25 protein-coding genes are annotated in these 26,104 nt (G+C 67.7%); 16 read left to right on the plus strand and 9 right to left on the minus strand.

The annotated features are described in order from the left end of the window. Positions 1-31: 31 nt before the first annotated feature. Both EV652_RS34470 and EV652_RS34475 read right to left on the minus strand, forming a co-directional pair. Entirely contained in the window at positions 32-1,516 is a 1,485-nt protein-coding gene (locus EV652_RS34470) for a DHA2 family efflux MFS transporter permease subunit (RefSeq protein WP_132213479.1), read from the minus strand. Positions 1,517-1,575: 59 nt separating this feature from the next. Then, complete coding sequence (locus EV652_RS34475) at positions 1,576-2,190, minus strand: DUF624 domain-containing protein (protein WP_242002170.1); 615 nt, start codon at positions 2,188-2,190, stop codon at positions 1,576-1,578. A gap of 91 nt (positions 2,191-2,281) precedes the next feature. Between EV652_RS34475 and EV652_RS34480 the strand changes: the two genes are divergently transcribed. The 5 genes from EV652_RS34480 to EV652_RS34500 all read left to right on the plus strand — a co-directional run bounded on the left by EV652_RS34480 (position 2,282) and on the right by EV652_RS34500 (position 7,718). Beyond that, positions 2,282-3,370, plus strand: a complete 1,089-nt coding sequence (locus tag EV652_RS34480) for a LacI family DNA-binding transcriptional regulator (RefSeq protein WP_132213480.1) — start codon at positions 2,282-2,284, stop codon at positions 3,368-3,370. Between the two features lie 123 nt (positions 3,371-3,493). After that, complete coding sequence (locus EV652_RS34485) at positions 3,494-4,768, plus strand: extracellular solute-binding protein (protein WP_132213481.1); 1,275 nt, start codon at positions 3,494-3,496, stop codon at positions 4,766-4,768. Then, positions 4,765-5,703, plus strand: coding sequence for a carbohydrate ABC transporter permease (locus tag EV652_RS34490; RefSeq protein ID WP_132213482.1), 939 nt, complete (start codon positions 4,765-4,767; stop codon positions 5,701-5,703). Before EV652_RS34485 ends, EV652_RS34490 begins: the two co-directional genes overlap by 4 nt. Beyond that, positions 5,696-6,601, plus strand: a complete 906-nt coding sequence (locus EV652_RS34495; RefSeq protein ID WP_132213483.1) for a carbohydrate ABC transporter permease — start codon at positions 5,696-5,698, stop codon at positions 6,599-6,601. The genes EV652_RS34490 and EV652_RS34495 overlap by 8 nt, the downstream gene beginning before the upstream one ends. Before the next feature lie 295 nt (positions 6,602-6,896). Beyond that, positions 6,897-7,718: an endonuclease/exonuclease/phosphatase family protein gene (locus EV652_RS34500; RefSeq protein ID WP_132213484.1), complete on the plus strand. Its 822-nt coding sequence runs from the start codon at positions 6,897-6,899 to the stop codon at positions 7,716-7,718. A gap of 18 nt (positions 7,719-7,736) precedes the next feature. Here EV652_RS34500 and EV652_RS34505 read toward each other — a convergent pair whose 3' ends face one another. Beyond that, positions 7,737-8,306, minus strand: coding sequence for a TetR/AcrR family transcriptional regulator (locus tag EV652_RS34505; RefSeq protein WP_132213485.1), 570 nt, complete (start codon positions 8,304-8,306; stop codon positions 7,737-7,739). A gap of 53 nt (positions 8,307-8,359) precedes the next feature. On the opposite strand from EV652_RS34505, the gene EV652_RS34510 reads away from it, so the two are divergent. From EV652_RS34510 to EV652_RS34525, 4 genes are all read left to right on the plus strand, one after another. Then, on the plus strand, positions 8,360-9,025 hold the full coding sequence (locus tag EV652_RS34510; protein ID WP_132213486.1) for a lysophospholipid acyltransferase family protein: 666 nt from the start codon (positions 8,360-8,362) through the stop codon (positions 9,023-9,025). A 258-nt stretch (positions 9,026-9,283) separates the two neighbouring features. Then, entirely contained in the window at positions 9,284-10,054 is a 771-nt protein-coding gene (locus EV652_RS34515) for a nitroreductase/quinone reductase family protein (protein WP_242002178.1), read from the plus strand. Positions 10,055-10,097: 43 nt separating this feature from the next. After that, the gene (locus tag EV652_RS34520; RefSeq protein ID WP_132213488.1) at positions 10,098-11,597 is read left to right on the plus strand and encodes a LuxR C-terminal-related transcriptional regulator; all 1,500 of its coding nucleotides are present in this window, start codon (positions 10,098-10,100) and stop codon (positions 11,595-11,597) included. A 70-nt stretch (positions 11,598-11,667) separates the two neighbouring features. Then, positions 11,668-12,462, plus strand: a complete 795-nt coding sequence (locus tag EV652_RS34525; RefSeq protein ID WP_158441388.1) for a class I SAM-dependent methyltransferase — start codon at positions 11,668-11,670, stop codon at positions 12,460-12,462. Here EV652_RS34525 and EV652_RS34530 read toward each other — a convergent pair. The 5 genes from EV652_RS34530 to EV652_RS34550 form a co-directional block, all read right to left on the minus strand. Beyond that, complete coding sequence (locus tag EV652_RS34530) at positions 12,435-13,187, minus strand: class I SAM-dependent methyltransferase (RefSeq protein WP_132213490.1); 753 nt, start codon at positions 13,185-13,187, stop codon at positions 12,435-12,437. The two genes, EV652_RS34525 and EV652_RS34530, sit on opposite strands and share 28 nt — an antisense overlap. A gap of 54 nt (positions 13,188-13,241) precedes the next feature. Next, positions 13,242-13,733 (minus strand): nucleotidyltransferase domain-containing protein, encoded by a 492-nt coding sequence (locus EV652_RS34535; protein ID WP_158441390.1) that lies wholly within the window; start codon positions 13,731-13,733, stop codon positions 13,242-13,244. 76 nt (positions 13,734-13,809) lie between these two features. Then, entirely contained in the window at positions 13,810-14,538 is a 729-nt protein-coding gene (locus tag EV652_RS34540) for a RibD family protein (RefSeq protein ID WP_242002171.1), read from the minus strand. A 49-nt stretch (positions 14,539-14,587) separates the two neighbouring features. Further along, positions 14,588-16,927 carry an ABC transporter permease gene (locus EV652_RS34545; protein ID WP_132213493.1) on the minus strand — a complete coding sequence of 780 codons (2,340 nt, stop codon included), beginning with the start codon at positions 16,925-16,927 and terminating at the stop codon, positions 14,588-14,590. Beyond that, positions 16,924-17,631, minus strand: coding sequence for an ABC transporter ATP-binding protein (locus EV652_RS34550; protein WP_132213494.1), 708 nt, complete (start codon positions 17,629-17,631; stop codon positions 16,924-16,926). The genes EV652_RS34545 and EV652_RS34550 overlap by 4 nt, the downstream gene beginning before the upstream one ends. A gap of 137 nt (positions 17,632-17,768) precedes the next feature. On the opposite strand from EV652_RS34550, the gene EV652_RS34555 reads away from it, so the two are divergent. The 7 genes from EV652_RS34555 (at position 17,769) to helR (ending at position 25,805) form a co-directional block, all read left to right on the plus strand. Next, positions 17,769-18,557 (plus strand): sensor histidine kinase, encoded by a 789-nt coding sequence (locus EV652_RS34555; protein WP_242002172.1) that lies wholly within the window; start codon positions 17,769-17,771, stop codon positions 18,555-18,557. After that, the gene (locus EV652_RS34560; protein ID WP_132213495.1) at positions 18,554-19,234 is read left to right on the plus strand and encodes a response regulator; all 681 of its coding nucleotides are present in this window, start codon (positions 18,554-18,556) and stop codon (positions 19,232-19,234) included. The genes EV652_RS34555 and EV652_RS34560 overlap by 4 nt, the downstream gene beginning before the upstream one ends. 71 nt (positions 19,235-19,305) lie before the next feature. Next, positions 19,306-20,178 carry a class I SAM-dependent methyltransferase gene (locus EV652_RS34565; RefSeq protein WP_158441392.1) on the plus strand — a complete coding sequence of 291 codons (873 nt, stop codon included), beginning with the start codon at positions 19,306-19,308 and terminating at the stop codon, positions 20,176-20,178. A 26-nt stretch (positions 20,179-20,204) separates the two neighbouring features. Then, positions 20,205-21,596 carry a hypothetical protein gene (locus tag EV652_RS34570; protein WP_132213497.1) on the plus strand — a complete coding sequence of 464 codons (1,392 nt, stop codon included), beginning with the start codon at positions 20,205-20,207 and terminating at the stop codon, positions 21,594-21,596. 140 nt (positions 21,597-21,736) lie between these two features. After that, positions 21,737-22,177: a hypothetical protein gene (locus tag EV652_RS34575; protein WP_132213498.1), complete on the plus strand. Its 441-nt coding sequence runs from the start codon at positions 21,737-21,739 to the stop codon at positions 22,175-22,177. Between the two features lie 242 nt (positions 22,178-22,419). Continuing rightward, on the plus strand, positions 22,420-23,637 hold the full coding sequence (locus tag EV652_RS34580; protein ID WP_132213499.1) for a glycosyltransferase: 1,218 nt from the start codon (positions 22,420-22,422) through the stop codon (positions 23,635-23,637). Positions 23,638-23,639: 2 nt separating this feature from the next. Beyond that, positions 23,640-25,805, plus strand: coding sequence for an RNA polymerase recycling motor ATPase HelR (helR, locus tag EV652_RS34585; RefSeq protein ID WP_132213500.1), 2,166 nt, complete (start codon positions 23,640-23,642; stop codon positions 25,803-25,805). Here helR and EV652_RS34590 read toward each other — a convergent pair. Further along, complete coding sequence (locus EV652_RS34590; protein ID WP_132213501.1) at positions 25,792-26,097, minus strand: hypothetical protein; 306 nt, start codon at positions 26,095-26,097, stop codon at positions 25,792-25,794. The two genes, helR and EV652_RS34590, sit on opposite strands and share 14 nt — an antisense overlap. Positions 26,098-26,104 lie beyond the last annotated feature (7 nt).

The raw sequence follows: 26,104 nt of genomic DNA on the forward strand, positions 1-26,104 counted from the left end.
GCAACCACTGCGGGGAGTTCGTCGTACTTGCTCAGGCTGCGTCGAGGGCCAGGTCCTCTTCGGCGACCTCGACCGGCTGCTTGGCCGGGCGCATCAGGGTGCAGGCGATGACTACGGCAGCGGCGACGATGACGGCGGCGATACCGAAGGACAGGTGGTAGCCGGAGGTCAGGGCCTCCAGGGGAGCCTTGCCTGCGGCCTCCAGACCGGCACTGCGGGTGGCCGACAGCGTGGCCAGGACGGCCAGGCCCAGGGCGGCGCCGACCTCGGCGGTGGTACCGATCAGACCGGAGGCCAGACCAGCGTCCTCGGGCTTGACGTCCGCCATCGACAGACCCATCAGAGCCGGGAAGGCGATACCGGCGCCGAAGCCGAGCAGAGCCAGTACGGGCAGCACGTGGACGAAGTAGTTGCCGCCGACCGGAGCCTGGGTGAACAGGACCAGGCCGACCACGATCAGCGTCAGTCCGGCGATCAGCGGGCGGCGCGGACCGAACCGCATAACCAGCTTCTCGGAGTACCGCACCGACAGCAGGCCCATCACCACGGTGGTCGGCAGGAACGCCAGTCCGATCTCCAGGGCGTCGTACCCGAGCACGCGCTGCAGGTAGAGGGAGCCGAGGAAGAAGATGCCGAACATGCCCGAGGTGGACAGCGCCTGGATCAGGTTCGCACCGGTCAGGTTGCGGGAGCGGAAGATTCGCAGCGGCACCAGCGGGTTGGCCGCGGTCGCCTCACGAGCGATGAATCCGGCCAGCAGGACCAGCGTCACCAGGCCGAGGACGAGCGTCCGCGGCGCGGTCCAGCCCTCTTCGGCGGCCGGCTTGACGATGGTGAACACGCCGACCATCAGCGCCGCGGTGATCAGGACCGCACCCGGTACGTCGGTGCCACGCCCCAGCCCGAGGCCCTTGTCCTTCTCGATCAGCTTGACGGCCAGTACGGCGGTCAGCGCGCCGATCGGCAGGTTGATGAAGAAGATCCAGTGCCAGTTGATCGCCTGGGTGAGCACACCACCGGCGAGCAGACCGATCGATCCGCCGGCCGAGGCCACGAAGGCGTAGACGCCGATCGCCTTGGCCTGCTCACGCGGTTCGGGGAAGAGCGTCACGATCATGCCCAGGATGACCGCGGAGGTCAGCGCGCCGCCGACACCCTGGACGAAGCGGGCGATGACGAGGGTCTCCTGCGACTGCGCGAGCCCGCACCACACGGAGGCGATGGTGAAGACGATCAGGCCGCCGACGAAGACGCTTCGCCGGCCGAGCAGGTCGCCGAGTCGTCCAGCCAGCAGGAGCAGGCCGCCGAACGCGATCAGGTACGCGTTCACCACCCACGCCAGCGAGGAGCTGGTGAAGCCGAGGTCGTCCTGGATGGCCGGGAGGGCCACGTTCACCACGGTGACGTCGAGCACGATCATCAACATGCCCGCGCACAGGGTGTAAAGCGCCAGCCAGCGCGAGCGGCCGCCCTGCGCGGCCGGCGTCGTCGCCAGGGTTTCGGTCGTCGCGTACATTTCCGGTTCTCTCCTTGGTCCGAAGTGGGCCTTACACCCATACGTCGGACCAGCACCGGTCAAATTGACACGTCTTCCGAAGTTTTTCTGGCCGGTTTCGAGAGCCAGTACCCGAGCAGCGCCGGGACGAGCCCTGATCCGACCACGAACAGGGTCGGCAGCCGGGCGAGCAGCAAGAACCAGGTGAACAGTCCGATCACCCCACCCGCCACCGGGAGTGACCGGCGGAGCAGGAACAGGTTCGCGGCGCGGAACAGACTCTTCGTGGTCGTCTCGTCACCGGCTCCCGGGACAACGGCGAGCGCGCTCAGATACAGGCCGACGATCATCCCGGTCAGCGGGATCAGCACCGCCAGCGCGAAGATCCGCGCCACACCGTCGCTGGACGCCCAGAACGCCAGGCCGAACGCGAGCGCGATCCCGCCGACGTACAGTCCGAGCCCGAGCAGCCAGAACCGCTTGAAGGCCCATCCGAACTGCCGGAAGAAGTAGCGCAGCAGTGACGGCCGGTCCTGGCTGATGGCGTCCGGCAGTACCCGCTGCATCGCGAACGCCGCCGGGAACAGGGTGACGATGCCGATGCTGAGGACCAGGAAGACCAGCTGCAGCATGAGCAGGTCGCCGATCATCGACAGCTTCGCCACGACGGCGTTGGTCCGGCCGGCACCTTCCACCGATTGCCTCCTCGTTCCGCGCGGACTGGGTTGATCGTATGATCACGATCAATCACGCGCCATCTCACAGGGCCACAGCACAGGGGACTGCATGCTTGCACCGGAGCGCCACGAGCTGATCCTGCGGAGCCTGCGGCGGCACGGCCGGCTCCGGGTGGCCGAGCTGGTCGCCGAGCTCGGCGTCTCCGCGATCACAGTACGCCGGGATCTCGCCGAGCTGGACTCCGCCGGCCTGCTCCGCCGGGTGCATGGCGGTGCGATCGGGGCCAGTGCCGAGGGGCGCAACAATGCGCAGGGCAGTCGGCTCACGATCGGGATCGTCGTACCGAGTGCGACGTCGTACTACTCCGACGTGATCCGCGGCGCCGAGGCGATGGCCGACCGGTACGGCGCCCGCCTCGTGCTCGGCGTGTCCGGGTACGACGTGGCGAAAGAGCAGGAGCGGATCGAGCGGGTGCTCGGCATCGGGGTGGCCGGGCTGCTGATCAGTACCGCGCTCGGCGACGGCGATGCGGACCAGCTCGGGTCGTGGCTGGACGACATCGACGTACCGGTGGTGCTGATGGAGCGGGCCTTCGGGTTTCCGCAGGTGGCGCGTGAATACGACCACGTCCGCACCGATCACGCGTACGGCGCGATGCTGGCGCTGCGGCACTTCGTCTCGCTCGGTCATCGGCGGATCGCGATCAACCTGCAGGCGACGGTGACGGCGTACTGGTTGCGGCGTGGGATCGAGGCGGCCGCGTCCACGTTGGACGTCGAGCTGTTCCTGTCGCCGGTGGATCTGCCGGCGCACGGCGAGGATCCGGCCGCTCTGGCGCAACTCGATGCGTTCCTCGCCGAGTGCGAGTCGTTCGGCAGCCGGGCGGTGCTGGTGCACTCCGACGAGCACGGTGCGCGGCTGGTGGAGCGGGCGATGGAGCGTGGGCTGCGGGTCCCCGAGGACCTGGCCGTCATCGCGTACAACGACGTGACCGCCGCGCTGGCCGTCGTACCGCTGACCGCTGTCTGCCCGCCGAAGTTCGCCCTCGGCGAGACGGCCTGCGAGCTGCTGCTGCGCAAACTGCAGGCCGGTCCGGCCCCGGTGCAGCACCTCAGCCTGCTGCCCGATCTGAACATCCGCACCTCCTGTGGAGCGGCCCTTCCGGCGGAACCCAGCGTCGTTTTGTTCCGGAACTGATCGAATGTGATCATTCGAGCGCTGAGGTATTGACGAGGAAAGCCCTTTCCCATACTTTCGCTGCACTTGGGTGGTGGTCTGGTCACGGACCCCGGCCGAAACAGGCAGCGAAGGAGTTCCCCTGTGAGACGTGGTGTGGGACTGACCTTGCTGGCCGCGGCGCTCAGCGTCGTGGTCAGCAGTTGTGGCAACGGGGTGATCGACAAGAGTACGGACGGCGTCCCGCCTGCTGAGGCGACCGGGACGTTACGGGTGCTCATCCCCTCGTTCCCGCCCAGTACGACGGGCCGGGAGGCGTTCGACAAGGTCGTCGCCGACTTCACCAAGGTCTATCCGAAGATGAAGGTCGAGCCGGACTTCGCGACGTACAAGAACCTGAACGAGAAGCTGTCCACCTCGATCGCGGCCGGTATCCCGTACGACGTGGTGGTCACCGGCGTCGGCTGGGTCCAGCCGTTCGCGTCGAAGCGGATCTTCGAGGATCTGGGCAAGTACGGCGTGACACCGGACGTGATCAAGGAGAAGAGTCTCGGGGCGTTGATCCCGGCGGCGACGTACGACAACAAGCTGTACGCCTATCCGCTGCTCGCCGACGCCCGCGCGGTCGCTCTGCGCAAGAGCGCGTTCCGCGAGGCCGGTCTGGACCCGGACAAGCCGCCGACCTCGCTGGCCGAGATCAAGACCGCGGCCGAGAAGCTGACCAAGCGGGACAAGGACGGCAACATCACCCGCAGCGGTTTCGACCTCGCCTCCGCGACCGGATTCCGGCAGTCGTTCACCACCTTCCTGGCCTCGACCGGTACGCCGCTGTACGTCGGCGGCGAGCCGAACTTCAACAACAAGGAAGGCCTGGACACGCTGTTGTGGATCAAGTCGATGATCAACAACGTCCAGCCGTACGGCCAGCAGAACGCCGCCCAGCAACCCCTCGTGCTCAGTGGTGAGGCCGCGATGGGCATCGTCAACGGCGGGGTGGACTGCTCGGACAAGGGCATCGGCCAGAAGACCTGTGACGACCTGAAGTTCTTCCGCTTCAACAGCGGCAAGGAGATCGAGTACGTCGGTGGCGACCTGGCCTCGATCGGGTCGCGCAGCCGGCACAAGGACGCGGCCTGGGCCTTCATCCAGGAGCTGAGCAAACCGACCACGCTGGACGCGGTCGCCAAGCTGAACAAGAAGATCCCGGCCTACAAGGACGCGAGCAACTCGCCGCAGGCGAAATCGAACCCGCTGAGCCAGTTCGTCGCCGACGGCCTGATCTACGCGGCGAACGAGAACGAGGTGCCGTCCAACTGGCTCGAGATGCGCGGCAATTTCGACATCCAGCTCACCCAGGCGGTCCTCGGTCAGAAGGATCCCGCCAAGGTGCTGGCCAACCTGGCAGGACAGTCACGATGAGTACAACTCTTGAACGTCCGGCACTCGAAACTCCCCGCAAGGTGGCGCCGTCCAAGGACGGCCGGACGCTGATCCGGAGCCAGGTCCGGGCCGGCTGGGCCCTGCTCGCGCCGGCGCTGCTGCACTCCGCGGTCTTCATCGTGATCCCGGTGATCGCGGTGCTGGTGCTCAGCCTGACCGACTACAGCTTCGGCGACACCTGGGCCTGGGTCGGGTTCGGCAACTACACCGACCTGTTCCGCGACGTCGACTTCCAGGCCTCGCTGTGGCACACGGTGCTCTACGCGATCGTGGTGATCCCGATCTCGATGGCGATCTCGCTCGCGGTCGCGGTCGGGCTGAACCAGAAGATCAAGGGGCTCGGGTTCTTCCGGACCGCGTTCTACATCCCGACGGTCACCGCGACGGTCGCGGTCGCCACCATCTGGCTGTGGATCTACAACCCGGGCTCGGGGCTGGCGAACGGCTTCCTCAGTCTGTTCGGCTTCGCGCCGAACCGCTGGCTGGCCGATCCGGCGACCGCGCTGCCGTCGCTGATGGTGGTCGGCATCTGGCAGGGGCTCGGGACCAAGGTGATCATCTACCTGGCTGCGCTGCAGGGCGTCTCCCGCGACCTGCTGGAGTCGGCCGAGCTGGATGGGGCCAACCGCTGGCAGCGGTTCGTCAACGTCACCTGGCCGGCCATCGGCCCGGTCCAGTTCTTCGTCCTGATCACCTCGATCGTCGGCACCTTCCAGGTGTTCGACCTGGTCTACGTGATGACCCAGGGCGGCCCGGGTTCGGAGACCCGGGTGCTCGTGATGGACATTTACCAGAACGCGTTCCAGGACCTGAAACTCGGCTACGCGTCCGCCGAGACCGTGATCATGATGGTCGTGATCGCGCTCTTCATCGCGGTCGGACGCCTGCTCCAGAAGGCGGATGCCAATGACTAGCGTGAGTGTGGCCGGACCGACGGTGCCGTCGAAGGCGTCCTCGGTCCCGGTCGGCAAGATCGTCCTGTACGTCGTCCTGATCGTGGGCGCGATCCTGATGATCACCCCGTTCGTCTGGATGCTGCTGACCGCGTTCAAGAGCAACGCGGAGATCGCCAAGTTCGGCTGGCTGCCCGGGGAACTGCGCTGGCGCAACTTCGTCGAGGCGATGCAGACCGCGCCGTTCCTGCGGTACTTCCGCAACAGCCTGTTCATCGCGGTCGGCGAAACGGCCTTCACCCTCGCGGTCTGTACGACGGCCGGCTACGCGCTGGCCAAGCTGCCGCTGCGTGGGTCGAAGGCGCTGCTGACCTACTTCATCGTGCTGTTGCTGGTGCCGTTCCAGATCATCCTGGTGCCGCTGTTCCTGATCGTGAAGTCGATCCCGCTGTTCGGTGGCAACAACATCCTCGGCCAGGGCGGGATCGGCTGGCTGAACTCGTGGTGGGGCCTGATCATCCCGCTCGGCGCGGCGCCGCTGTTCACCTTCCTGGCCCGGCAGTTCTACGTCTCGGTGCCGAACGAGCTGGCCCAGGCGGCCCGGGTCGACGGGCTCGGTGAGTTCGGCATCTTCTGGCGGATCATGACGCCGCTGATCAAACCGGCCCTGATCACCATCGCCGTGTTCCAGATCGAGGCGGCCTGGAACGGGTTCCTCTGGCCGCTGATGATCACCACGTCGGACTCGATGCGGCCGCTGCAGCTGGGGCTGGCGATCTTCTCCCAGAACCCGGCCGAGATCGAGTGGCCTTATCTGATGGCGGGTACGGCGCTGGCGACGCTGCCGATGATCGTGCTGTTCGTGTTCGCCCAGAAGCGGTTCGTCGAAGGAATGGCGAACGTGGGCATCAAGGGCTGAAAAGCCCGGTAAACCTCGAACAGGTGCTCACCCCGCCCCGGGTGAGCACCTGCGAGGCCCCCCACAACATGCGGTGGTCCCGAAGAAACACCGGAGCTTCCCACTCGGTCCCCCCGCCGGGTCGCTCACCCTTTTATCGTCACAGTGTGGCCGCCGTTACAGCATTCGTCCGGATTTTTCTGCGTGTTCCCGGATGATTTCTGCGAGACCTTACCGAATTCCGTGGTTGTACTACGTTTCGCACCCGCTGAGCGACCGTGGGTAGGCGAAATGCTGCCGGGGAACCTGGGTTGGCATGCGGATCCGCGTGCTCACGATGAACGTCCAGCATGACGCCGGCGACCCACGGCGTACCGAGTTGATCAACGCCGAACTCCGGCGGTTGACGCCGGACCTGGTCGCGTTGCAGGAGGTCTGCTATCCGGGCCGGAGCGACCAGTTGGCCGAGCTCGTCGAGGGCACCGGGCTGACGCACACCACCCATCAGGCCGACGTACTGAAATCCGACTGGACCGACGGGACGGCGTTCGCGACTCGCTGGCCGCATCGCGTGGTCGACGTCCAGGAGCATCGTGCTTCGGCAGACTCGGATGTGCACTGGTGGACGCTGGCCGCGGCGGTCGACGTACCGGAGCTGGGTGAGTTGCTGTTCATCCAGCCGGCGACGCCGTGGCGGCTCGATCAGGCCGCGGCCCGGGAAGAGCAGTTGCTGGCGGCGGTCGAGCTGGACGAACAGCATCGATTCCGGCTGCCCTCGATCATCGCGGGGGATCTGAACGCGACGCCGAAGTCGGCCGGGATTCGCTTCCTGACCGGGCTGCAGGCCCTCGGTGGCCGCAGTACGCAGTACCACGACGCGTGGGCGGTGGGCGGTGATGGCACCGGGTTCACCTGGACGGTGGCCAACCCGCTCGCGGCTGCCGAGATCGAGCGGCTGATCGGCCAGACGCGGCACCGGCGCCGGATCGACTACGTCTTCGTCGGCTCCGCGCACTCCCACCCGGCGGCACGTGCCAGGGTTCTGCACGCCGAGCTGATCGGCGACGCGCCGGTCGGCGGCGTCTGGCTCAGCGACCACTTCGGCGTACTCGCCGACCTGGACTACACCCTGACCTGACCACCGGAATACTCGTCGCTAGCTGAGGTGGACTTGGACGACGTGCTTCACGAGTGGGGTTAGGTCGTTTGTGCCGAGGAGGTCTAGGGCTCGGGTGGCGCGGAGGGTGGCCAGGCCGTGGATGTTGGTCCAGAGAGCGATCGCGCGGTCACGGGCGTCTGTGCTGCCAGGGTCGGCCTGCTCGATCAGGTCGGCGAAGTGCTGGAAGAGCGGGAGTGATCGGGATCGGAGGTTGCCGCCGGCGCCTTCGAGCAGGTCGTGCCTGAACAGCAACTCGAACATCCCGGGGTGTTCGGCGGCGAACTCCAGATAGCTCAACGCCGCCTCCGTCAGTAGCTCCTCCGGCTGTGTGGCGCCCCGCCGCCGGTCCGCCTCACCTTGCTGCAGCCGGCTTGCGAGATCTTCCAGGCCGGTGGAGGCGATCGCGGCGAGCAGGGAGTTGTGGGTGGGGAAGTAGCGGCGCGGGGCGCCGTGCGAGACGCCCGCGCGGCGGGTGATGGCGCGCAGGGTGAGGTTGCCGAGGCCCTCTTCCTCGAGCAGTTCGACACCGGTCTGGACGAGACGGTCGCGCAACGGGCTGCTGGTCACGGTAGACATTGTCTACTTTTGTCGCGTAGACAGTGTCTACTCAGGAGGTCGCCGTGTGGTACTGGCTGTTCAAGTACGTGTTCGCCGGTCCGTTGCTCCGGTTCGTCGGCCGTCCGACGGTCGAAGGGCTGGAGCACATCCCGCGATATGGTCCGGTGATCGTGGCCGGCAATCACCTCGCGCTGGCGGACTCGCTCTACCTTTGTCTGCTGGTCCGGCGCCGGATCACGTTCGTCGCGAAGCAGGAGTACTTCGCCGGCGGTGGGCTCAAGGGCCGTCTGGTCCGCTGGTTCTTCACAGCCGTCGGCCAGGTGCCGATCGACCGGTCCGGCGGACGCGCCGCCCAGAACGCGCTCGCCGCCGCGACCGCGATCCTCGAGGCGGGCGGGATCTGGGGTATCTACCCCGAGGGTTCCCGATCCCGCGACGGTCGCCTGTATCGCGGCAAGACCGGCGTCATGCGCGTCGCACTGGCCACCGGTGCCCCCGTCGTACCGATCGTTGTCACTGGCACCGATCGGGTCAACCCACCGGACACAAGGCGCTGGCACTTCGGCCACGTCCACCTGAAGATCTGCCCACCGCTCGACCTCTCGCCGTACGTCGGCCGCCCGGTCAACCAGCCGATCGTCCGCCAGGCGACCGACCACCTGATGCGCGTGCTGCAATCCCACTCGCAGCAGGAGTACGTGGACGACTATGCCCGCCGAGCATGCTGATTGTCTCGGAGCCGTTCTGCGTTTAGGATTCTGACCGTGACTGCCGGGTCGGCCTTGGGCCATTCACGAATCGGGTTCCCGGCCGCGTTCTGAGCGGCGGGAGGGCCAGTCGCGGCCCACCTTCGATTTCTCCTTCTCCGTGAGCCCTTTCACTGCGTACGCCCTTTCACTCGTACGCACTGTTTCGTCTGCCCTGACGGCGGACAACTTCGTCATGCCCTGAAACCGTTACGAAAGAAGCGAATCCTGAACGATCTCATCAAGCAGTTCCGGGCGAACGCCGGCCAACTCGACGACAGCAGGTACTTGCTGTTGACAACCACTGGCGCCCGCACCGGTCGGCCGCACACCGCGATCCTCGGCTACTACCCGGACGGCGATCGCGTCCTCGTCGTCGGCTCGGCCGGCGGCGGTCCCAAGCATCCGGACTGGTACCACAACCTGGTGGCCAACCCCGAGGTCACCGTCGAGACAGGCCTGTTCACCTACCCGGCCACCGCCGTCATGCTGCGGGATGCCGAACGCGACGAGGTGTTCGCCCGGCTGATCGAGGCGGACCGCGGGTGGGGCGAGTACCAGTCGAGGACCACCCGCACGATCCCGGTCGTCGCCCTCGTCCCGCAGCCCGGTCCACCGACCGGCGGCTCGTTCGCCGAGACGCTGAAGCTCATCCACACCACGTTCCGGCGTGAGTTGGCCTTGATCCGCAAAGAAGTCGCCACCTCCGGGACTGCAGGCCTCGGCGCCCAGCTCCGCATCAACTGCCTCACGCTCTGCCAAGGACTGCACAACCACCACACCGGCGAGTCGGTCGGTCTCTTCCCGGCCCTCGCGGCTCAGCATCCGGAGTTGACCGACACGATCGCCACTCTCCAGGTCGAGCACGAGCAGATCGCCGTACTGCTCGAAGAGCTGGAGAAGCACGTCGCCAATCCGTCACCCGATCTGCTCGCACAGGTGGATCGCCTGATCAGTGCGCTCATCGCCCACCTGGATTACGAGGAGGCCGAGCTCCTGCCGCACTTGTAGTCCGCTCTTGCGCTCGATGACCGACTAGCTCCACCGTGGGCCTGTGTACGACGAGGCTGTGGACGCCGGCCGGGATGCCCTGTCGCGGGGCGCCTGGCCGGCTGCTCGGCTGCAGTTCGAGAAGGCTCTCGAGGTTGCGGCAACCCCTGAGGCGTACGAGGGGTTGAGTTGGGCCGCCTGGTGGCTCGAGGACGTGGCTGCTTGCTTGGATGCGCGTGAGCGGGCGTATCGGTTGTATCGGCAGGCCGACGACGTACGGGGTGCGGCCCGGATGGCGTTGTGGCTCGGTGACGATCACAACGAGTTCCACGGTGCCGGTGCGGTGGCGGAGGGCTGGTTCAACCGAGCTGGTCGGCTGCTCGAGGACTTGGACTGTCCGGAGCGCGGCTGGCTGACGGTGTTCGACGCCAATACCGCGCTCGGTCGCAACGACACCGGTCGCGCTCGGCACCTCGCCGTACAGGCTCGGGATGTCGGTCGGCGGCATCGGGCGGTGGATCTGGAGATGTTCAGCCTGGCCACCGAAGGGCTGGCGCTGGTGGCGGAGGGTGCCGTCGAGCAGGGGATGCGGTGCCTTGACGAGGCGTCGGCGGCCGCGCTCGGCGGCGAGTACGAGAACCTGGCGCCGGCGGCGTGGACGTGTTGCCGGTTGTTGTCGGCCTGTGAGGACGTCCGCGACTACGAGCGCGGTGCGCAGTGGTGCCGGCAGGTCGAGGAGTTCAGCCGGCGGATGGAGGCCCGGTTCGTCATCGGGGTCTGCCGGGCGCACTACGCGGCGATCCTTGGCTGGCATGGGAAGTTGGCCGAGGCGGAGCTGGAGCTGACCGGAGCTCATGAGGACCTGACTGCGAAGCGACCGTACTGGCGGGCTGAGGCCGTCGTACGACTTGGTGAGCTACGCAGGCGACAGGGACGGCCCGTTGAGGCGGAGGGACTCTTCAACGAGGTGCCGTGGCATCCGCTGGCCAAGCGGGGGTTGGCCGAGCTCAGTCTGGACAAGGGCGATCCGGCGACCGCGCGGGCAGTGCTGGACCGGGTGCTGCGGCGGGTGACTGTCGGGTCGGTCGGTCGTGCTTGGCCGCTCGAGTTGCTCGTGCGGGCTGAGACGGCGTTGGGGGAGCTGGATGCGGCTGCGGGTCATCTGGAGGAGTTCTGCTCGATCGCTGCAGCGGTGGGGACCCGGCCGCTGGTTGCTGCGTCGCGGTTCCTGGAGGGTGTGCTCTCGGCAGCCCGGGGTGAGCGGGAGAAGGCCCATCTGTCTTTCGAGGACGCCGTTGAGTTGTACGACGGTTTGGCGCCGTTCGAGGCTGATCAGGCTCGGGCGGAACTGGCTCGGGTGCCGAGACAGACGATGCTCACTGCGCGGCAGGTCGCCGTACTTCGGCTGGTGGCTGCTGGTCTCGGTGATAGGGACATCGCCGAGCGGCTGGTGATCAGCGAGCACACCGTGCACCGGCACGTGGCGAACATCTACACGCGGTTGGGCTGTTCCACGCGTGCTGCGGCGGTGTCCCGCGCGACTCAGCTGGGCCTGATGGCCTGAGCAGGCCATCTCGGCGAGTGGCCCGTTCAGGCGAAGCGGTCTGGGCCTGCTTCTCTCGATGCTGAGAGGTATGCAGCAACTGGCGCAGTACAAGGAATCGGTGCGGACGACCTGGGCGACCGGGGACTACGACGCGATGATGCGTCAAGAGGGCTTGTACGAGGTGGGGTCGCGGTTGGTGAAGACCGTGGACGTGCGGCCTGACGAAGACGTGCTCGACGTCGCCTGTGGGACGGGGAACGCCGCGATCCCGGCCGCCCAGGCGGGAGCGCGGGTGACCGGGCTGGATCTCACTCCGGCGATGCTTCTGAAGGCGCAGGAGCGGGCGGCCGGGCTCGAGGTCGAGTGGGTCGAGGGTGATGCCGAGGAGCTGCCGTTCTCCGCCGAGCGTTTCGATGTGGTGCTCTCGACGTTCGGCTGCATGTTCGCGCCCCGGCACGAGGTCGTCGCCGACGAGATCGCCCGGGTACTACGGCCGGGCGGGCGGCTCGGGTTGTGCACCTGGACGCCCGCCGGCGTGATCGGTGAGTTCTTCCGGGTCGTCGGCGGGTACTTCCCGCCTGATCCGTCGTACGTCGATCCGCCGTTGGGCTGGGGCGAGGAGGACCGGGTACGCGAGCTGTTCGAGGGGACCGGGATCGAGCTCTCGTTCAGTCGCGAGGTGTCCGTCATCCGCCACGCGTCGCCGTCGGCAGCCGTCGACTGCTACGCGACGAAGTTCGGGCCGGTCGTGCTGGCGCGCGAGGCGCTGGACGATCGGTGGCCGGCACTGCGTTCTGATCTGCTCGAGCTCTTCGCCGCGTACGACGCCGTCCTGCCGGCTGAGTATCTGGTCGTTCAGGGGCGGCGGGCCAGGAGGGCGTAGGAGTTGGGGAGTCGCCCGGACCAGGCGGCGGCGCTGGTGTCGTCGGCGGGGCGCCAGAACGGCTCGGCGTACTCCTCGAGGGTCTCGATCCGGAGGCCGGCGGCGACGACCGCGGTGACGATCTGGCCCAGGTTCCACTGCCATTCCTGGGCGCCGTTGGCCGGGAACGTGTCGTTGATGTGCGACTCGGCGAAGTAGCTGCGATCCGGCCGGATCCGCGGCTCGTCCTCGTCCCAGGTCCACAGCGGCACGGCCGGGTGGGCCTCATAGACGAACAGGTGACCGCCTGGTCGCAGTACCCGGGCCACATCTGTTGCCCAGGCGGCGATATCGCGCATCCAGATCAGCGCACCCTTGCCGGTGTAGACGAGATCGGCGGCCCCGTCCTTCACGGGTACGCCGGGGACCTCGGCGACGACGTACCGGCAATTCAGACCAAGGTCGACCGCTCTCCGCTGCGCCGCACCGGCGGCCACTGAGCTGTAGTCCACACCTACGACCTGGCGGGCGCCGGCCTTCACCATGGCGACATCGTCGAGCCCGTGCCCGCTCTGAAAGTGGACAACGGTCGGCTGGTTGTCGAGCAACGGCCGGAGAAGTTCCGCTTCCCGCTCGAACAGTCGCGGCCCACTCCGCGCCTCCTCTAGCAGTTCGTCGTACTCCCGCACATGCTTGGTCGACGCCTGCTCCCAGGCCACCCGATTGCTCTGCACCACCGCGTCCATCGACACAGTCTCCCGTACGACGCCCACCCGGTCAGCCGGATTTCACGCCCAGACCTACGTCAGCTGATCGGCAAGGCTGTGAAGCAGTTCGAGGTCGTGGTGGTCTTTGGGTCTCAGGTCGTAACCCTGGTGGGTGTGGAACTGGGTGATCAGCGGCATGCAGCGGACTTGGCGGCCAGCGATGTGCCCGACGGCTGGTGGTGGGAGGTAGTGGGCGTTCCCGTCGAAGTCGAGTTGTTCGGTGCCGCCGTAGGGGAGTGGCGTACTCGGGTGGAGATCGACCCGATGCCCTTCCTTGGTGTGGGTCAGTTGCACGGTGACCTCGATGTAGCGGGCGTCGGTGACGGCGTAGCCAGCAGTGGCCAGTACGGCGATCACCTCGTCGAGGTGGGGCCGGGCGACGCCGAGGTCGAGATCACTGTGCTCCCGCGTCTGCCTGCCGACCAACGCATCCACACCCCAGCCGCCGTCAACCCAGATGTCGAGGTCGGCAGCACTCAGCAGATCAAGCAGACTGAGCACTCGCTCCGCCGTCATCACGGTCATTCGCACGAGCATAGGTCGGTCGATGGCAACTTGTCCCGGAGGTTTCGATGCAGTTGAGGGCTCAGAGAGCGTCTTGTCAGCGGATGACTTTGTAGCGGAGGTTGACGGTGCCGCCGGGGGTGGGGGTGGCGGAGATGAGACGGAGCTGGGTGGGTGATTCGTCGGGTAAGAGTTCGGGGCCGTCGAAGATGGTGGGGACGGACTTGCCGGCGATGGCTGCCGGGAGCAGGGAGAGGTGGAGTTCGTCGATGAGGTCGGCGCGGAGAAGGGCGGCGTTGAGGGTGCCGCCGGCTTCTGAGACGACGCAGCTGACGCCAAGGCGATCCTGCAGCTTCGACAGCGCGGCCGGGAGGTCGACGCGATCCTCGCCGGCGACGAGGTAAGGGATGGTTTCCTGGCGTAGGTAGGCCAGGTACGCCGGAGGGGTTGCGCGGGCAACCACGAGTAGGAGGTCGGTGCCGTCGCCGCCCTTCATCGTCCAGCGGACTCGGCCTCGGCTGTCGACAACCGTGAACCACTTCTTGTGGTCGGGATGGTCGACCACCTCAGGAGGCAAGTAATCCTCGAACAGTTCGTCGTCGGCCGGAACCTGGGCAAGGTCGAGTGGGCCGGTGGAGTCGGTGACGAAGGTGCCACTGCCCTCGAGGATGGCGGTCGGGGAGTGCAGATGCTCGATGAGCTCGGCGCGCGCCGAGCCCGCACTGGCTGACTGCAGTGAGTGCCAAACCTGCGCGTTCTCCTCGTCGAGGAGGAGACGGTCGCGGCCGAGGGTGACGCGTCCGTCGACCGACGCGGTTACGGACACAATCACTCTCGGCCGGTTCATGGAGCCTTCGTACCAAGGCCCACCGACATTATTCGTTGTGGAGGACTTCGGCGATGGTGGTTCGGGCGGCGGAGCGGGCCGGGATGAAGGCACCCAGGGCGGCGATCGCAACACCGGCCAGGACGAAGACGGCGAGCAACGGCAAGGGGTAGACGTCGAGCATGAAGTCGGGGAGGGCTACCTGGGCACCGTTGGCCATCGCGGGGACGACCAGGCGGTGGGCGATGATGCCGAAGGGGATGCCGAGGACGCCGCCAAGAGCGCCGAGGGCGGCCATTGACGTCACCACCATCACGGTGACCTGCCCGGGAGTCATGCCGATCGACTTGAGCATCCCGAGGTCGCGGCGTCGTTCTCGGGTGTTCAGTACGACGGTATTGAAGACACCGAGCGCCGCCACGGTCCCGAGCATCAGCGTCAGCAGTATGACGGTCGCCAGCACCACCGCGATGAACGTGCCCGCATCCTGACCGGGAACCTCCTGCAACCCTGGATCGCCGGCCTGCACAGCCTTCACATAAGCATCGATGTCCGTGCCCGGCTTGAGCTGGATCTCGTATGTGCTCGCCCGCTGGTCGGGTGCGATCAGCGCCAGCGTCTCCCAGTTCGAGAGCACTTCCTCGCCCGAGTTGTAGAGCGCCTTGGCAACGATCTTCACCTGCGTGCTCTTGCCCTTCGACTCCAGCGTGATCGTGTCGCCGACCGAGAGACCGCGCTGCCGCAGGAACCGTTCGGACACGGCCACCTGACCTGGTCCGTCGAACCAATGCCCTTCCAGCACGCGGTAGCCGATCTGCTCCGAGTCACCCCGGAGGAAGCTGACCCGGAGATCCTGCTTCGTCCCGGCGAGCCGCATCAGCTGGTCCGTACTCGCCGTCACATAGACAGCTCCGGCCGTCGACCGCAGTAGTTCCTCGTCCGCCGGATCGCTCAGCTTGGCGACCGGCCGGTCCGGCTCTGCGCCGCCCGGGGCGAGCTGCGGACCGGTTTCCGTCATACCAGCGAAGATCGTCACGTCGACAGCGCCCGCACGACTCGCAGCGGTCTGGTAGGTCGTCAACGACTTCCCAAGGCCAACAGCCAACGTCACACTCGTCACCCCGAGTACGACGGCTGCCAGTGTCAGCGCCGTACGCGCAGGACGAGCGAACGGCAGGCCAAGCCCAAGACTGATCGACCGCGGCAACCGAGTACCGCTCAGCCAGCGCTGGGCCCGCAGCCCCCGGCCGGCCCGCGGCGCGCTTCCAGCACTGATCGCCTCAGCAGCGGACAAGCTGCGAGCACGCAACGAGGGCACGAGAGCGGACAGTGCCACCAGCAGCGGTACGCCGAGCAGTGTGGCCACGTCCACCCAGATCGGCACCCCCACACCCTCGGCGCCGTAGTTCTCGAGAGCCCTTGTCAGCAAGGACTCTGCGAGCACATTGCCGAGGACCGTGCCCAGTGCACAGCCCACGACCGCTGGTATGGAGATCATCGCGAGATAGACCGCCATCACCTGCGTCGGCGTGAACCCGAGCGCCTTCAGTACGCCGATGTGCTTGAACCCAGCCACCACCGCACCACTGACGACGTTGGCCACGATCAGTACGGCGACGGCCAGACCGAGCCAGCCGAACACCATCAGGAACGGCACGAACGTGTTCGGCTCGCCGGTCGCTGTGGCTCGCAACGCGAGGTACGACTGCGTGCCGAGCAGCGCGCCAGACGGCAGACTGGTCGTGACGGCGGACTGCCCTGCCGAGACCTGCGCGTTGGTCGCGGCCTCACTGAACCGGTAGAGCATCTGACTGGCAATCGGCTTCAATGACGTCATCTGGTCAGGCGTGACCCAGGCATCGGCCGACTCGCTCACGCTGTAGGCGAACCCGACAACGGTCAGCGTGGTCCCACCGGTCGTCAGCTGTGTCCCCAACGTAGCGGCGCCGCGTTGGTTGCTGGAGGTGACCGGGTTCCGGTTGAGCACGATCTCACCGGGCTTGTCCGGCCAGCGGCCGTCCCACACGTTGAGGCGGTCGACAGCTCCGCCTGCGTCCGCACGACCCACCACGACAAGGGGTAGCGGGGGTCCGCCCATGTTGAGGTCCAGAGTGGCCAGGCCGAACGGTCCGGCCACGGCCTCGACCTGAGACTGCTTGGCGGCGTCGGTGAGCTGGCTGTCCGAGACCTTGCTCTGGTCGTAAGACGCCACGAGGTGTGCACCGCTCTGACGCGCGTACGCCTGGTCGAAAGGTCCTGACGACGCTGCCAGGAGTCCTAGCGCCACCACGATCATCGTGGTCGACAGTGCGACGACGACACCGATCACGACCGTCTGGAGCCTGCGCCGACGTACCGCTGCTCGAGAGACCGGCCACACGGCGCTCACGGCGTGCGCTCCAGACTGCGCTCGCGGGCGATCTGTCCGTCGACTACCTCGACCAGCCGGCTGGCGCACCGGGTGGCGAGTTGCTGGTCGTGGGTGACGAGCAGCAGTGTCTGGCCGATCTGGTTGAGGTCGAGCAGGAGGTCCATCACCTGTTCGCCCGCGCGGGTGTCCAGAGCACCGGTGGGTTCGTCGGCGAGCAGGATGGCCGGGCGGTTCATCAGGGCCCTGGCGACGGCGACTCGTTGCCGCTCGCCGCCGCTGAGCTGGGCTGGGTAGGTGTTGCGTCGGCCGGCGATGCCGAGCTCCTCGAAGAGCTCCAGTGCGCGCTTCCGGGCGTTCGACGCGGAGGTCCCGGTCAGTTGGGCGGCCAGGGCGACGTTGTCGAGGGCCGACAGGTCGTCGAGCAGGTTGAAGAACTGGAAGATCATGCCGATCCGGCGGCGCCGGTACAGCGCCAGGCCCTTCTCGTCGAGCGAGCCCAGGTCCTCACCGTGGACCACGATCGACCCTGAGGTCGGCCGATCCAGCCCCGCGACCATGCTGAGAAGCGTCGACTTGCCGCTGCCGGACGGTCCCATCACCGCCACGGCCTCACCGGCGTGGATCTCCAGCGAGACCCCGTCCAGCGCGACCGATTCGCCGTACTCCTTGCGGACTCCGCTGAGCCGCACGACCGCCTGTTCGTTGCCTTCTGCATCCGTCATGCGTTCACGCTAGGGCCGGCGGCGCTCGCCGAACGTCAGCCTGCGGACGTAACGTTCGCGCCCTGTCATCCTGCAGATGTACGGCGTGCCACCTGCGGATGATGCAGAATCCGCGGCCCCTTGGGACAGTGGTCCTTGTGATTACGATCTGGCTGCTCGTCCTGGCCTGCCTGGCGGCCGTGACACTGGCGGCCGCGCTCGTCCGGGCCCGGCGCGCGCACGCCCGGGCGCTCGAGGAGCGCGGCTGGTTGCTGGAACGCGAGCGGGAGAGCGCCGCGCAGAACGCGGTCGACGCCGAGCGAGCCAGGATCGCCCACGATCTGCACGACATTGTCAGTCACAACGTGAGCGTGATGGTGATTCAGGCCGGTGCCGCCCGGCACGTCCTCGCGACGGAACCGGCGGACGCGGAGGCGGCCCTGCTCGCGGTCGAGGCGGCCGGTCGAGACACGATGGCCGAACTCCGGCACCTGCTCGGCCTGCTCGCGCCTTCGTCCGACGGCTCGGCCGAGGAGTTGGCGCCGCAGCCCAGTCTGAGCCGGTTGAGCCCGCTGATCGACCGGATCGCGTTCGCCGGCCTGCCAGTCGACGTACGCATCTCAGGCGAGCCCCGGCCGTTGCCGGCCGGTGTGGACGTCACGGCGTACCGCATCATCCAGGAGGCACTGACCAACGCGCTCAAGCACGGCGACGGGGTGAAGGCCGAGGTGACGGTCCGGTACGCCGACAACGCGTTGCGGGTCGAGGTCCTGAACAGCGGGCCGAGCGTGCTGGCCGGTGGACGGTCACCGGGGCCGGATGGGGAGGGCCGAGGGTTGCTCGGGCTGCGCCAGCGGGTTGCCGTGTACGGCGGTGACCTCGACGCGCGCCGGAGACTCGGCGGCGGGTTCCGGGTGCGGGCGAAGATCCCGTTGGAGCGGCCGTGAGCGAGCCCCGGGTGGTGATCGCGGACGACCAGGCGCTGGTGCGGATCGGGTTCCGGATGATCCTGACCGCGCGCGGTATCGAGGTTGTCGGTGAGGCCGGCGACGGTGGTGAGGCGATCGAGGCGGTGCGGCGGTTGCGGCCGGACGTCGTACTCATGGACATCCGGATGCCGACCATGGACGGCCTGGAAGCCACCCGCCGCATCCTGGCCGAGTCTCCGGACTGCCGCGTGCTGATGCTGACGACGTTCGACCTGGATCGCTATGTGTACGCCGCTTTGGCCGCCGGTGCGAGCGGGTTCCTGCTGAAGGATGTCACGCCGGAGCACCTCGCGGCAGCCGTCCGCTTGGTCAACACCGGTGATGCGCTACTGGCTCCGTCGATCACGCGGCGGCTGGTCGAACGGTTCGCGCTCGGCGATCACGGTCCGGTCCAACCCGCCGTACATCGGGATCTCGCGGTGCTGACGCCGCGGGAGCTCGAGGTGCTGACCCTGATGGGGCACGGTTTGTCCAACGCGGAGCTCGCGACTGAGCTGACGCTCAGCGAGGCGACCGTGAAGACCCACGTTGCCCGGATCTTCGCCAAGCTGTCGCTCCGCGACCGCGCCCAGGCCGTCGTCCTCGCGTATGAAACCGGCCTGGTGTCACCGGGTGACCGAACGCCCGGTGCGTGAATGTGCCATTGCCATTGACAACGATGGAAAGCTACAGTCCCCCAGACTCGCCCGGAGGGGGACTTGTGGTCATGGCGACTGGATCGTGCATCCTGTGCGCGCAGAGCGGACCGTTCCGCCCGCGCGGCGCGAAGGACGGGTACGGCATCGAGGAATGCCCGGCGTGCGGGCTCGTGCAGCTCGTGCCCACGCCGACTCCCGAGACCTTGCACGCTTTGTATGAGGGCGAGTCGTACTTCGGCGGGGACGGTGACACGGGATATTCGCAGTACGAGAGTCAGGAGCTCGAGTACCTGGCGACGTTCCGCGAGGACGTCCGACGGATCGGCGAGTTCATCCCCTCGGGACGGGTGCTCGAGGTGGGCTGTGGATACGGCTACTTCCTGCAGTGCGCGCTCGACGCCGGGTACGACGCCTACGGCATCGACCTCTCGCCCGCCGCGGTCAAGTGGGCTGCCGAGCGTCATCCCGGGCGCGTGTTCTGCGGTCTGCTCGAAGAGGTCCCGGAGATCCAGGAGCAGCAGTACGACGTCATCTTCGGCTCGCACCTGATCGAACACCTCACCGAGCCGGGCGCCTTCCTGGAGACGGCTTCGCGCCTGCTCCGTCCGGGCGGGCTCATCGTCCTCGTCACGCCCAACATCAAGAGCCTGCTGTCCCGCGTCTCCGGCTCCCGCTGGGTCTCGTTCAAGATCCCCGAGCACGTGAGCTACTACGACCCCACCACCATCACCACGTTGCTGAGCCGCGCCGACTTCACGGTCGAAGCCGTCGACTCCGCCTACCAGTACTACACCCTCCCGTTCGTCACCTCCCGCGTCCGCGAACTCCTCCACCCCGCCTCCCGCCTGATCCCCCCGTTCGAACGGCTGAAGCTCCTGCGCGAGCGGCGCATCCGGGTGACCAGCGGCTCGATGAGAGTCATCGCGGCTTCTCGGAAGTGACCCCTGCCTGCGGAGACAATCACCGCATGCTCATCAGTCGGCGTGCGCTCGGGACTCTCGCCGGTGGCGCCGTACTAGGACTGGTCACGGGGTGCACCTCCAACAAGAGGTCTCCCGCGCGGGCGTCCGCGAATCGGCTCGAGTGGTTGCGCGGTCTCGACGGCGTCGAGAAGGCGGAGTTGGTGGCGGACGGCGACGACCCCGATGACCAGCTGATCCGGCTCACGTTGGTCAAGCAGCTGTCCGACCACGACGTCAACGCGCTGGTCGGCAAGATCAAGAAGGAGTTCCGGCCGTACAGCGACGATTACCACCGGAGTATCGAAGTCGCCGTCGACGGCTTCCACGGCCGGTTCTATCCGGCGGTCTCCACGCGGAGCGACCCCGACCTGGAGCGCGCGCTGTGGCTGCGCCGGGACGGTCGGGCGACGTCGTCGACGTACGGCACGTCCGGCATGATCGTCAGCGCTCCGCCGGCGGCGGTGGCCGTGGTGGCGCTCGGCTTCGATCAGGCCGTGGAGAGCGACGACGGCCGGCGTACCCACCGCGTCGAGTCCGCCGACCGAGCAGTGGTTGTCGAATGGACCGACAGCCCAAGCGCGGGCTTCCAACTCGATCGCGCCGCGACCCGGCAGTTCGTGGACCTGCAGTCGAAGTACCCCAACCTGACCGGATGGATCGAGGGACCGGAGCGCCGGGCCGGCGTCTACTTCGCCGCCACGGACATCGAGCTCGATGCCCTCCTCGCCGCGCTGCCCACGGTGGTGGACGCGAGCCGGTTCAGCAAACTGCAGCTCGGCTGGGGGCCGGTCCGGGCGCCGTCCGAGCTCTTCGCCACGGCGTTCACTCCAACGGTCCGGATGCTGGTCGGACACCTGATGAAGATCCCCGGCGTCACCGGGATCGAGATCCGCGACGACTACGGGACACCCGAGGTCGACGCGGTCACGGTCAAGGACCGCGCCGGCTTCCTCGCCACCGTCAGCACGCTACGCAAGGTCTGGCCTTCCTACCTGCGGATCCAGCTGATCAGGAGGCGTTCCAAGTTCGTCGGGCAGGAGGGGCGGACGGTCTTCCGTACCTCGTCGTTCCACCGTGGGAGCGAGTACCGGATCCACGCCGCCGTCGCCGATCTGACCGGTGTGACCGAGGTCGATATCGGGCCGTACGCCGCCAACCTGACCATCGCCGAGGACATCACCGACCCCGAACTCGCGACGGCCTTGACCGCGATGGCCGAGCGCCCGGCGGCGAACACGCTCAACCTGTCGGTGAGCGACGGACCGGACGAGGTCGGCATCACCTCCATCGGCCGCGTGGCCAACCGCAAGTACGTCGCCAGGAACCCGATGCCACCCAGGATCGACCCCGCGCTGATCACCCGCGTGACCACCGCCTGGAACCGCGCGGCCCGCTGACCCTGCAACAACCTGGGGTGCCCGCGGCGTCTTAGGGGTGACGCTGTGACTACCCGGGAGGCCGTGATGAAGTTCGACCTGACGGTTCGTCACCGGCGTACCTGGCTGGCATCCGGGGCCTGGCCGCGCTGGCCGTTGCGATGATCGTCGTCGTCATCGCCGTCGTAGCCAAGCCCGACCGAACGGTCGCGGCGCCTGACGGACGCGGTGACGGCGTGGCAGCGACCCCGCCGGCCGCCCGGACGATCGATATCCCGACCTCAGGCTGGAAGCCAGGCGGCATGTCCCTGACGGCCCTGACCTCGGGCGTACTCCGAGCCACCCCAGAGGGTTGCCCGTACCTCGGCCAACGAGACCCGAGGTCGGCCGGCTCCCGAACACCCCTCGTCTGGCCCGCGGGCTACACCGCTCGCTACGCCAACGACAAGACGATCGAGGTCCTCGCACCCAACGGCGCCGTGGTCGCCCGCGAAGGCGCGGACCTGTCAGCCGGCGGCGGCCTCATCCCGCTCTCCCAGCAACACCCCTGCACCTTCGGCGACACCGACGCCTTCGTCATCATGGAGGACCTCACCCGCTGACACCCACCAGCCGCGTCCTCAGCCTGGTGATCTGATCGTCAGCCAGGCCGCCTTGACGCAGGTACTGCTCGACGCCGCCGTACCTGCGCTCGAGGTGTTGCCCGGGCAACAAAAAGAGCAAGGAGAGTGGTAACTCCTTGCCATACCCAAGGTATAGCGCATGGGGGGACTTGCCGCAAGGCCCCTGTTCGAGCGGAGAATCATCGGCCGTGGCCAGATTTTCGGGGAATGGGAGTCGTGTAGTGCGTGTGTTGTTGTCGACATATGGATCGCGCGGAGACGTCGAACCGCTGATCGGATTGGCGGCGCAGTTGCGGGGGCTCGGGGCGGACGTGGTGGTCTGCGCGCCGCCGGACTTCGCGGAGTTGGTCGAGAGTGTCGGCGTACCGATGGTGCCGGTCGGACCGTCCGCGCGGGCGCTGACGCAGTCGGCGCCTCCGCCGTCGGGTCTGCCGCAGCGGGCGGCCGAGTTGATGGCCAGTCAGGTCGACGCGGTCACCGCGGCGGCCGAGGGACGTGACGTCGTGGTGGGGACCGGCATGCTGCCGGCCGTGGTCGGCGCGCGGTCGGTGGCCGAGAAACTGGGTATCCGCTACGTGCACGTGACGTTCCAGCAGATCGTCCTGCCGTCGCCGGACCGCCGGCCGCTGGCGTACGCGGGCCGGGCGTTCCCACCGGATGTCACCGACAACAAGGTGCTGTGGGAACTTGACGCCGAGAACATCGAGGCGCTGTTCGGTCAGGCGCTCAACATCAATCGAGCGTCGATCGGTCTGCCCCCGGTGGACGACGTACGCCGCTACTACCTCAGCGACCGGCCGTGGCTGGCGACGGACCCGATCCTGGATCCGTGGCTTGGCGCTTCGGACCTTGACGTCGTACAGACCGGCGCGTGGATCTCGCCCGATACTCGCCCGCTCGCGGCCGAGCTGGTGGAGTTCCTGGACGCGGGCGAACCACCGGTGTACGTCGGCTTCGGCAGCATGCCCATGCATGCGGCGAAGGACGTCGCCCAGGTGGCCATCGAGGCCGTCCGCGCTCAGGGCCGTCGCGCAATCGTGAAGCGGGGCTGGGCCGACCTGTCCTTGATCGACGACGGGGCGGACTACTTCGTCGTCGATGAGGTGAACCAGCAGGCGCTGTTCCGCAAGGTGGCCGCTGTCGTACACCACGGCGGCGCGGGTACGACGACCACCGCAGCGCGGGCCGGTGCGCCTCAGGTGGTGGTGCCTCAGTTGGCGGACCAGCCGTATTGGGCCGGTCGCGTGGCCGACCTGGGCATCGGCGTGGCACACGACGGCGCGATTCCGACGACCGAGTCGCTGTCAGTCGCGCTCAAGACGGTCCTGGCCCCCGAGGTCGCCGTACGAGCGACTGCCGTAGCCGGCACGATCCGAACCGACGGGGCGGAAGTGGCCGCGAAACTCCTTCTCGAGACCGCCTCAGATCGGAGCCGCTGAACATGAATCTCCGGACTACCAGCGCATTCGCGCTTCCCGAGCACCTCGCGCCCAAGGCCGACCCGAGGCTGATCACTGCCGACGAGGAGCACTTCGCGGCCATCGCGCAGAGCCTCGAGCAGTCGATCGCCGACCTGTCCGACCGCCTCGACGCCGCCCGCAAGGCGCCGGGCGGCATCGGCCAGGAGGCGCTGGAGCGGGACCTGGAGGTCCACCGGCTGACCGCCCGCCTGCGCACCCTGCGGCGCTTCGGGCTGGACCTGTGCCTCGGGCACATGGTCGGCGCGGACGACTCCGAGCCCGTGTACGTCGGACGCCTCGGTCTCACCGACAGCGACGGGCGCCGGCTGCTCATCGACTGGCGCTCACCCGCGGCCGAGCCGTTCTTCGGTGCGACCCACGCCAACCCGATGGGGCTGGCAAGCCGCCGCAGGTACCGCTGGACCCGCGGTCGGATCAGCGACTACTGGGACGAGGTGTTCACCTCGGACGGATTCGAGGGGCACGCAGCCGCGCTCGACGACCAGTCCGCCTTCATCGCCAGCCTGGGCAGTAACCGGTCGAGCCGGATGCGCGACGTACTCGGCACCATCCAAGCCGACCAGGACGCCATCATCCGCGCGGGTTCTCGCGGCGCGCTCGTCGTCGACGGCGGTCCGGGTACTGGGAAGACCGTTGTCGCTCTGCACCGGTCGGCGTACCTCCTCTACTCCGACCCTCGGCTCGGTCACCGCCGGGGTGGCGTGCTGTTCATCGGTCCGCACCAGCCGTATCTGGCCTACGTCTCCGACGTCCTGCCCAGCCTCGGCGAGGAAGGCGTGCAGACCTGCACCCTGCGCGACCTCCTCCCCGAGGGAACCACGGCCGGGATCGAGAAAGACCCGGACGTGGCCCGGCTGAAGTCGACCGCGGACATGGTGAAGGCGATCGAGCCTGCCGTCGCGCTCTACGAGGAACCGCCCACCAAGGCGATGATCGTCGAGACCGACTGGACCGACCTCTACCTCAGCGTGGCCGATTGGGCCGAGGCGTTCGAAACACCAGACTCCGGTACGCCGCACAACGAGAGGCGCGACCTGGTCTGGGAGGAGCTGCTCACGATCCTGATCGACAAGTTCGACGAGGACGACGAGGAGGTCTCGGTCGACCAGTTGCGCAGGTCACTGCTGCAGAACGAGCAGCTGCTCGACACCTTCAACAGAGCGTGGCCGCTGATCGAGCCGACCGACCTCGTCGCGGATCTGTGGTCGGTCCCCGCCTACCTGCGCCGATGCGCTCCCTGGCTCACCCCTGACGAGGTTCGGCTGCTGCAGCGCGCGGACGGCTATGACTGGACGGTGTCCGACCTGCCGCTCCTGGACGCGGCCCGGCAGCGGCTCGGCGACCCGGAGGCGTCCCGGCGTGAGCGCCGGCGCAAGCTCGCGCTCGCTGCCGAACGCGAGCAGATGGACCAGGTCGTCGACAACCTGATCCAGGCCGGCGGCGACGAGTACGGCGATGGGCTGGTGACGATGCTGCGCGGCGAGGACTTCGAGCACAGCCTGGTCGACGAGACCGCGGTGCCCACCGCCGATCCGGACCAGCTCTCCGGCCCGTTCGCGCACATCGTCGTCGACGAGGCGCAGGAGCTGACCGACGCAGAGTGGCAGATGCTGCTGCTCCGCTGCCCGTCCCGCAGCTTCACGATCGTCGGCGACCGCGCCCAGGCGAGGCACGGGTTCACGGAGTCGTGGCAGGAACGGCTCGAGCGGGTCGGCCTCGACCGGATCAACCTGACCTCGCTGAGCATCAACTACCGGACGCCGGAAGAGGTCATGACGGAAGCCGAGCCGGTCATCCGCGCCGCGCTCCCGGACGCGAACGTGCCGACGTCCATCCGCAGCAGCGGCATCCCGGTCGTGCACGGATCGGTCGCCGAGCTGGACTCGATCGTCGACAGCTGGCTCGCGGAGCACTCCGACGGAATCGCTTGCGTGATCGGCGATCCGGCGTATCAGGGGACGTCCCGCGTCCGCTCGATCACGCCGGAGTTGTCGAAGGGCCTCGAGTTCGACCTGGTCGTCCTGATCGACCCGGAGTCGTTCGGCAAGGACATCGAAGGAGCTGTCGACCGCTACGTCGCCATGACGAGGGCGACCCAGCAGTTGGTCATCCTCACAAGCTCCTGACACCGCCGAAGACTCGGTGGTAGATGTCCTCGCCGTGGCTGGACAGTTGGGGCTCGCCGGTGGTGAGTCGGAACGTGCGACTCCCGTCGGCGAGCCGTTCGGCGCGCAGGAAGAGGGTGCTTTCGGCGGCCTCGTCGTACAGGCTGTGGGCCAGGTCGAACAGGTGCGTCACGAAGACGATCCGGACACCGTGCTCGACCAGGGCGCGCAGGATGTCCCGGGCGAGCCGCGAGCCCTCCCGGTCGTGCAGGTTCAGGCATCCCACGGAGAACGCGAGCTCCGCGCGAAGCATCCGGAAG

Origin of the sequence: Kribbella steppae, assembly GCF_004342025.1 — a bacterium.
In the GTDB taxonomy this organism is placed as follows: domain Bacteria; phylum Actinomycetota; class Actinomycetes; order Propionibacteriales; family Kribbellaceae; genus Kribbella; species Kribbella steppae.

Excerpts from the sequence above, each read along its gene's own strand:
- EV652_RS34470 (WP_132213479.1), bottom strand. The coding sequence starts at position 1,516 with ATGTACGCGACGACCGAAACCCTGGCGACGACGCCGGCCGCGCAGGGC.
- EV652_RS34480 (WP_132213480.1), top strand. The coding sequence starts at position 2,282 with ATGCTTGCACCGGAGCGCCACGAGCTGATCCTGCGGAGCCTGCGGCGG.
- EV652_RS34490 (WP_132213482.1), top strand. The coding sequence starts at position 4,765 with ATGAGTACAACTCTTGAACGTCCGGCACTCGAAACTCCCCGCAAGGTG.
- EV652_RS34495 (WP_132213483.1), top strand. The coding sequence starts at position 5,696 with ATGACTAGCGTGAGTGTGGCCGGACCGACGGTGCCGTCGAAGGCGTCC.
- EV652_RS34500 (WP_132213484.1), top strand. The coding sequence starts at position 6,897 with ATGCGGATCCGCGTGCTCACGATGAACGTCCAGCATGACGCCGGCGAC.
- EV652_RS34525 (WP_158441388.1), top strand. The coding sequence starts at position 11,668 with ATGCAGCAACTGGCGCAGTACAAGGAATCGGTGCGGACGACCTGGGCG.
- EV652_RS34530 (WP_132213490.1), bottom strand. The coding sequence starts at position 13,187 with ATGGACGCGGTGGTGCAGAGCAATCGGGTGGCCTGGGAGCAGGCGTCG.
- EV652_RS34535 (WP_158441390.1), bottom strand. The coding sequence starts at position 13,733 with ATGACCGTGATGACGGCGGAGCGAGTGCTCAGTCTGCTTGATCTGCTG.
- EV652_RS34550 (WP_132213494.1), bottom strand. The coding sequence starts at position 17,631 with ATGACGGATGCAGAAGGCAACGAACAGGCGGTCGTGCGGCTCAGCGGA.
- EV652_RS34565 (WP_158441392.1), top strand. The coding sequence starts at position 19,306 with ATGGCGACTGGATCGTGCATCCTGTGCGCGCAGAGCGGACCGTTCCGC.
- EV652_RS34570 (WP_132213497.1), top strand. The coding sequence starts at position 20,205 with ATGCTCATCAGTCGGCGTGCGCTCGGGACTCTCGCCGGTGGCGCCGTA.
- EV652_RS34575 (WP_132213498.1), top strand. The coding sequence starts at position 21,737 with ATGATCGTCGTCGTCATCGCCGTCGTAGCCAAGCCCGACCGAACGGTC.
- helR (WP_132213500.1), top strand. The coding sequence starts at position 23,640 with ATGAATCTCCGGACTACCAGCGCATTCGCGCTTCCCGAGCACCTCGCG.
- EV652_RS34590 (WP_132213501.1), bottom strand. The coding sequence starts at position 26,097 with ATGCTTCGCGCGGAGCTCGCGTTCTCCGTGGGATGCCTGAACCTGCAC.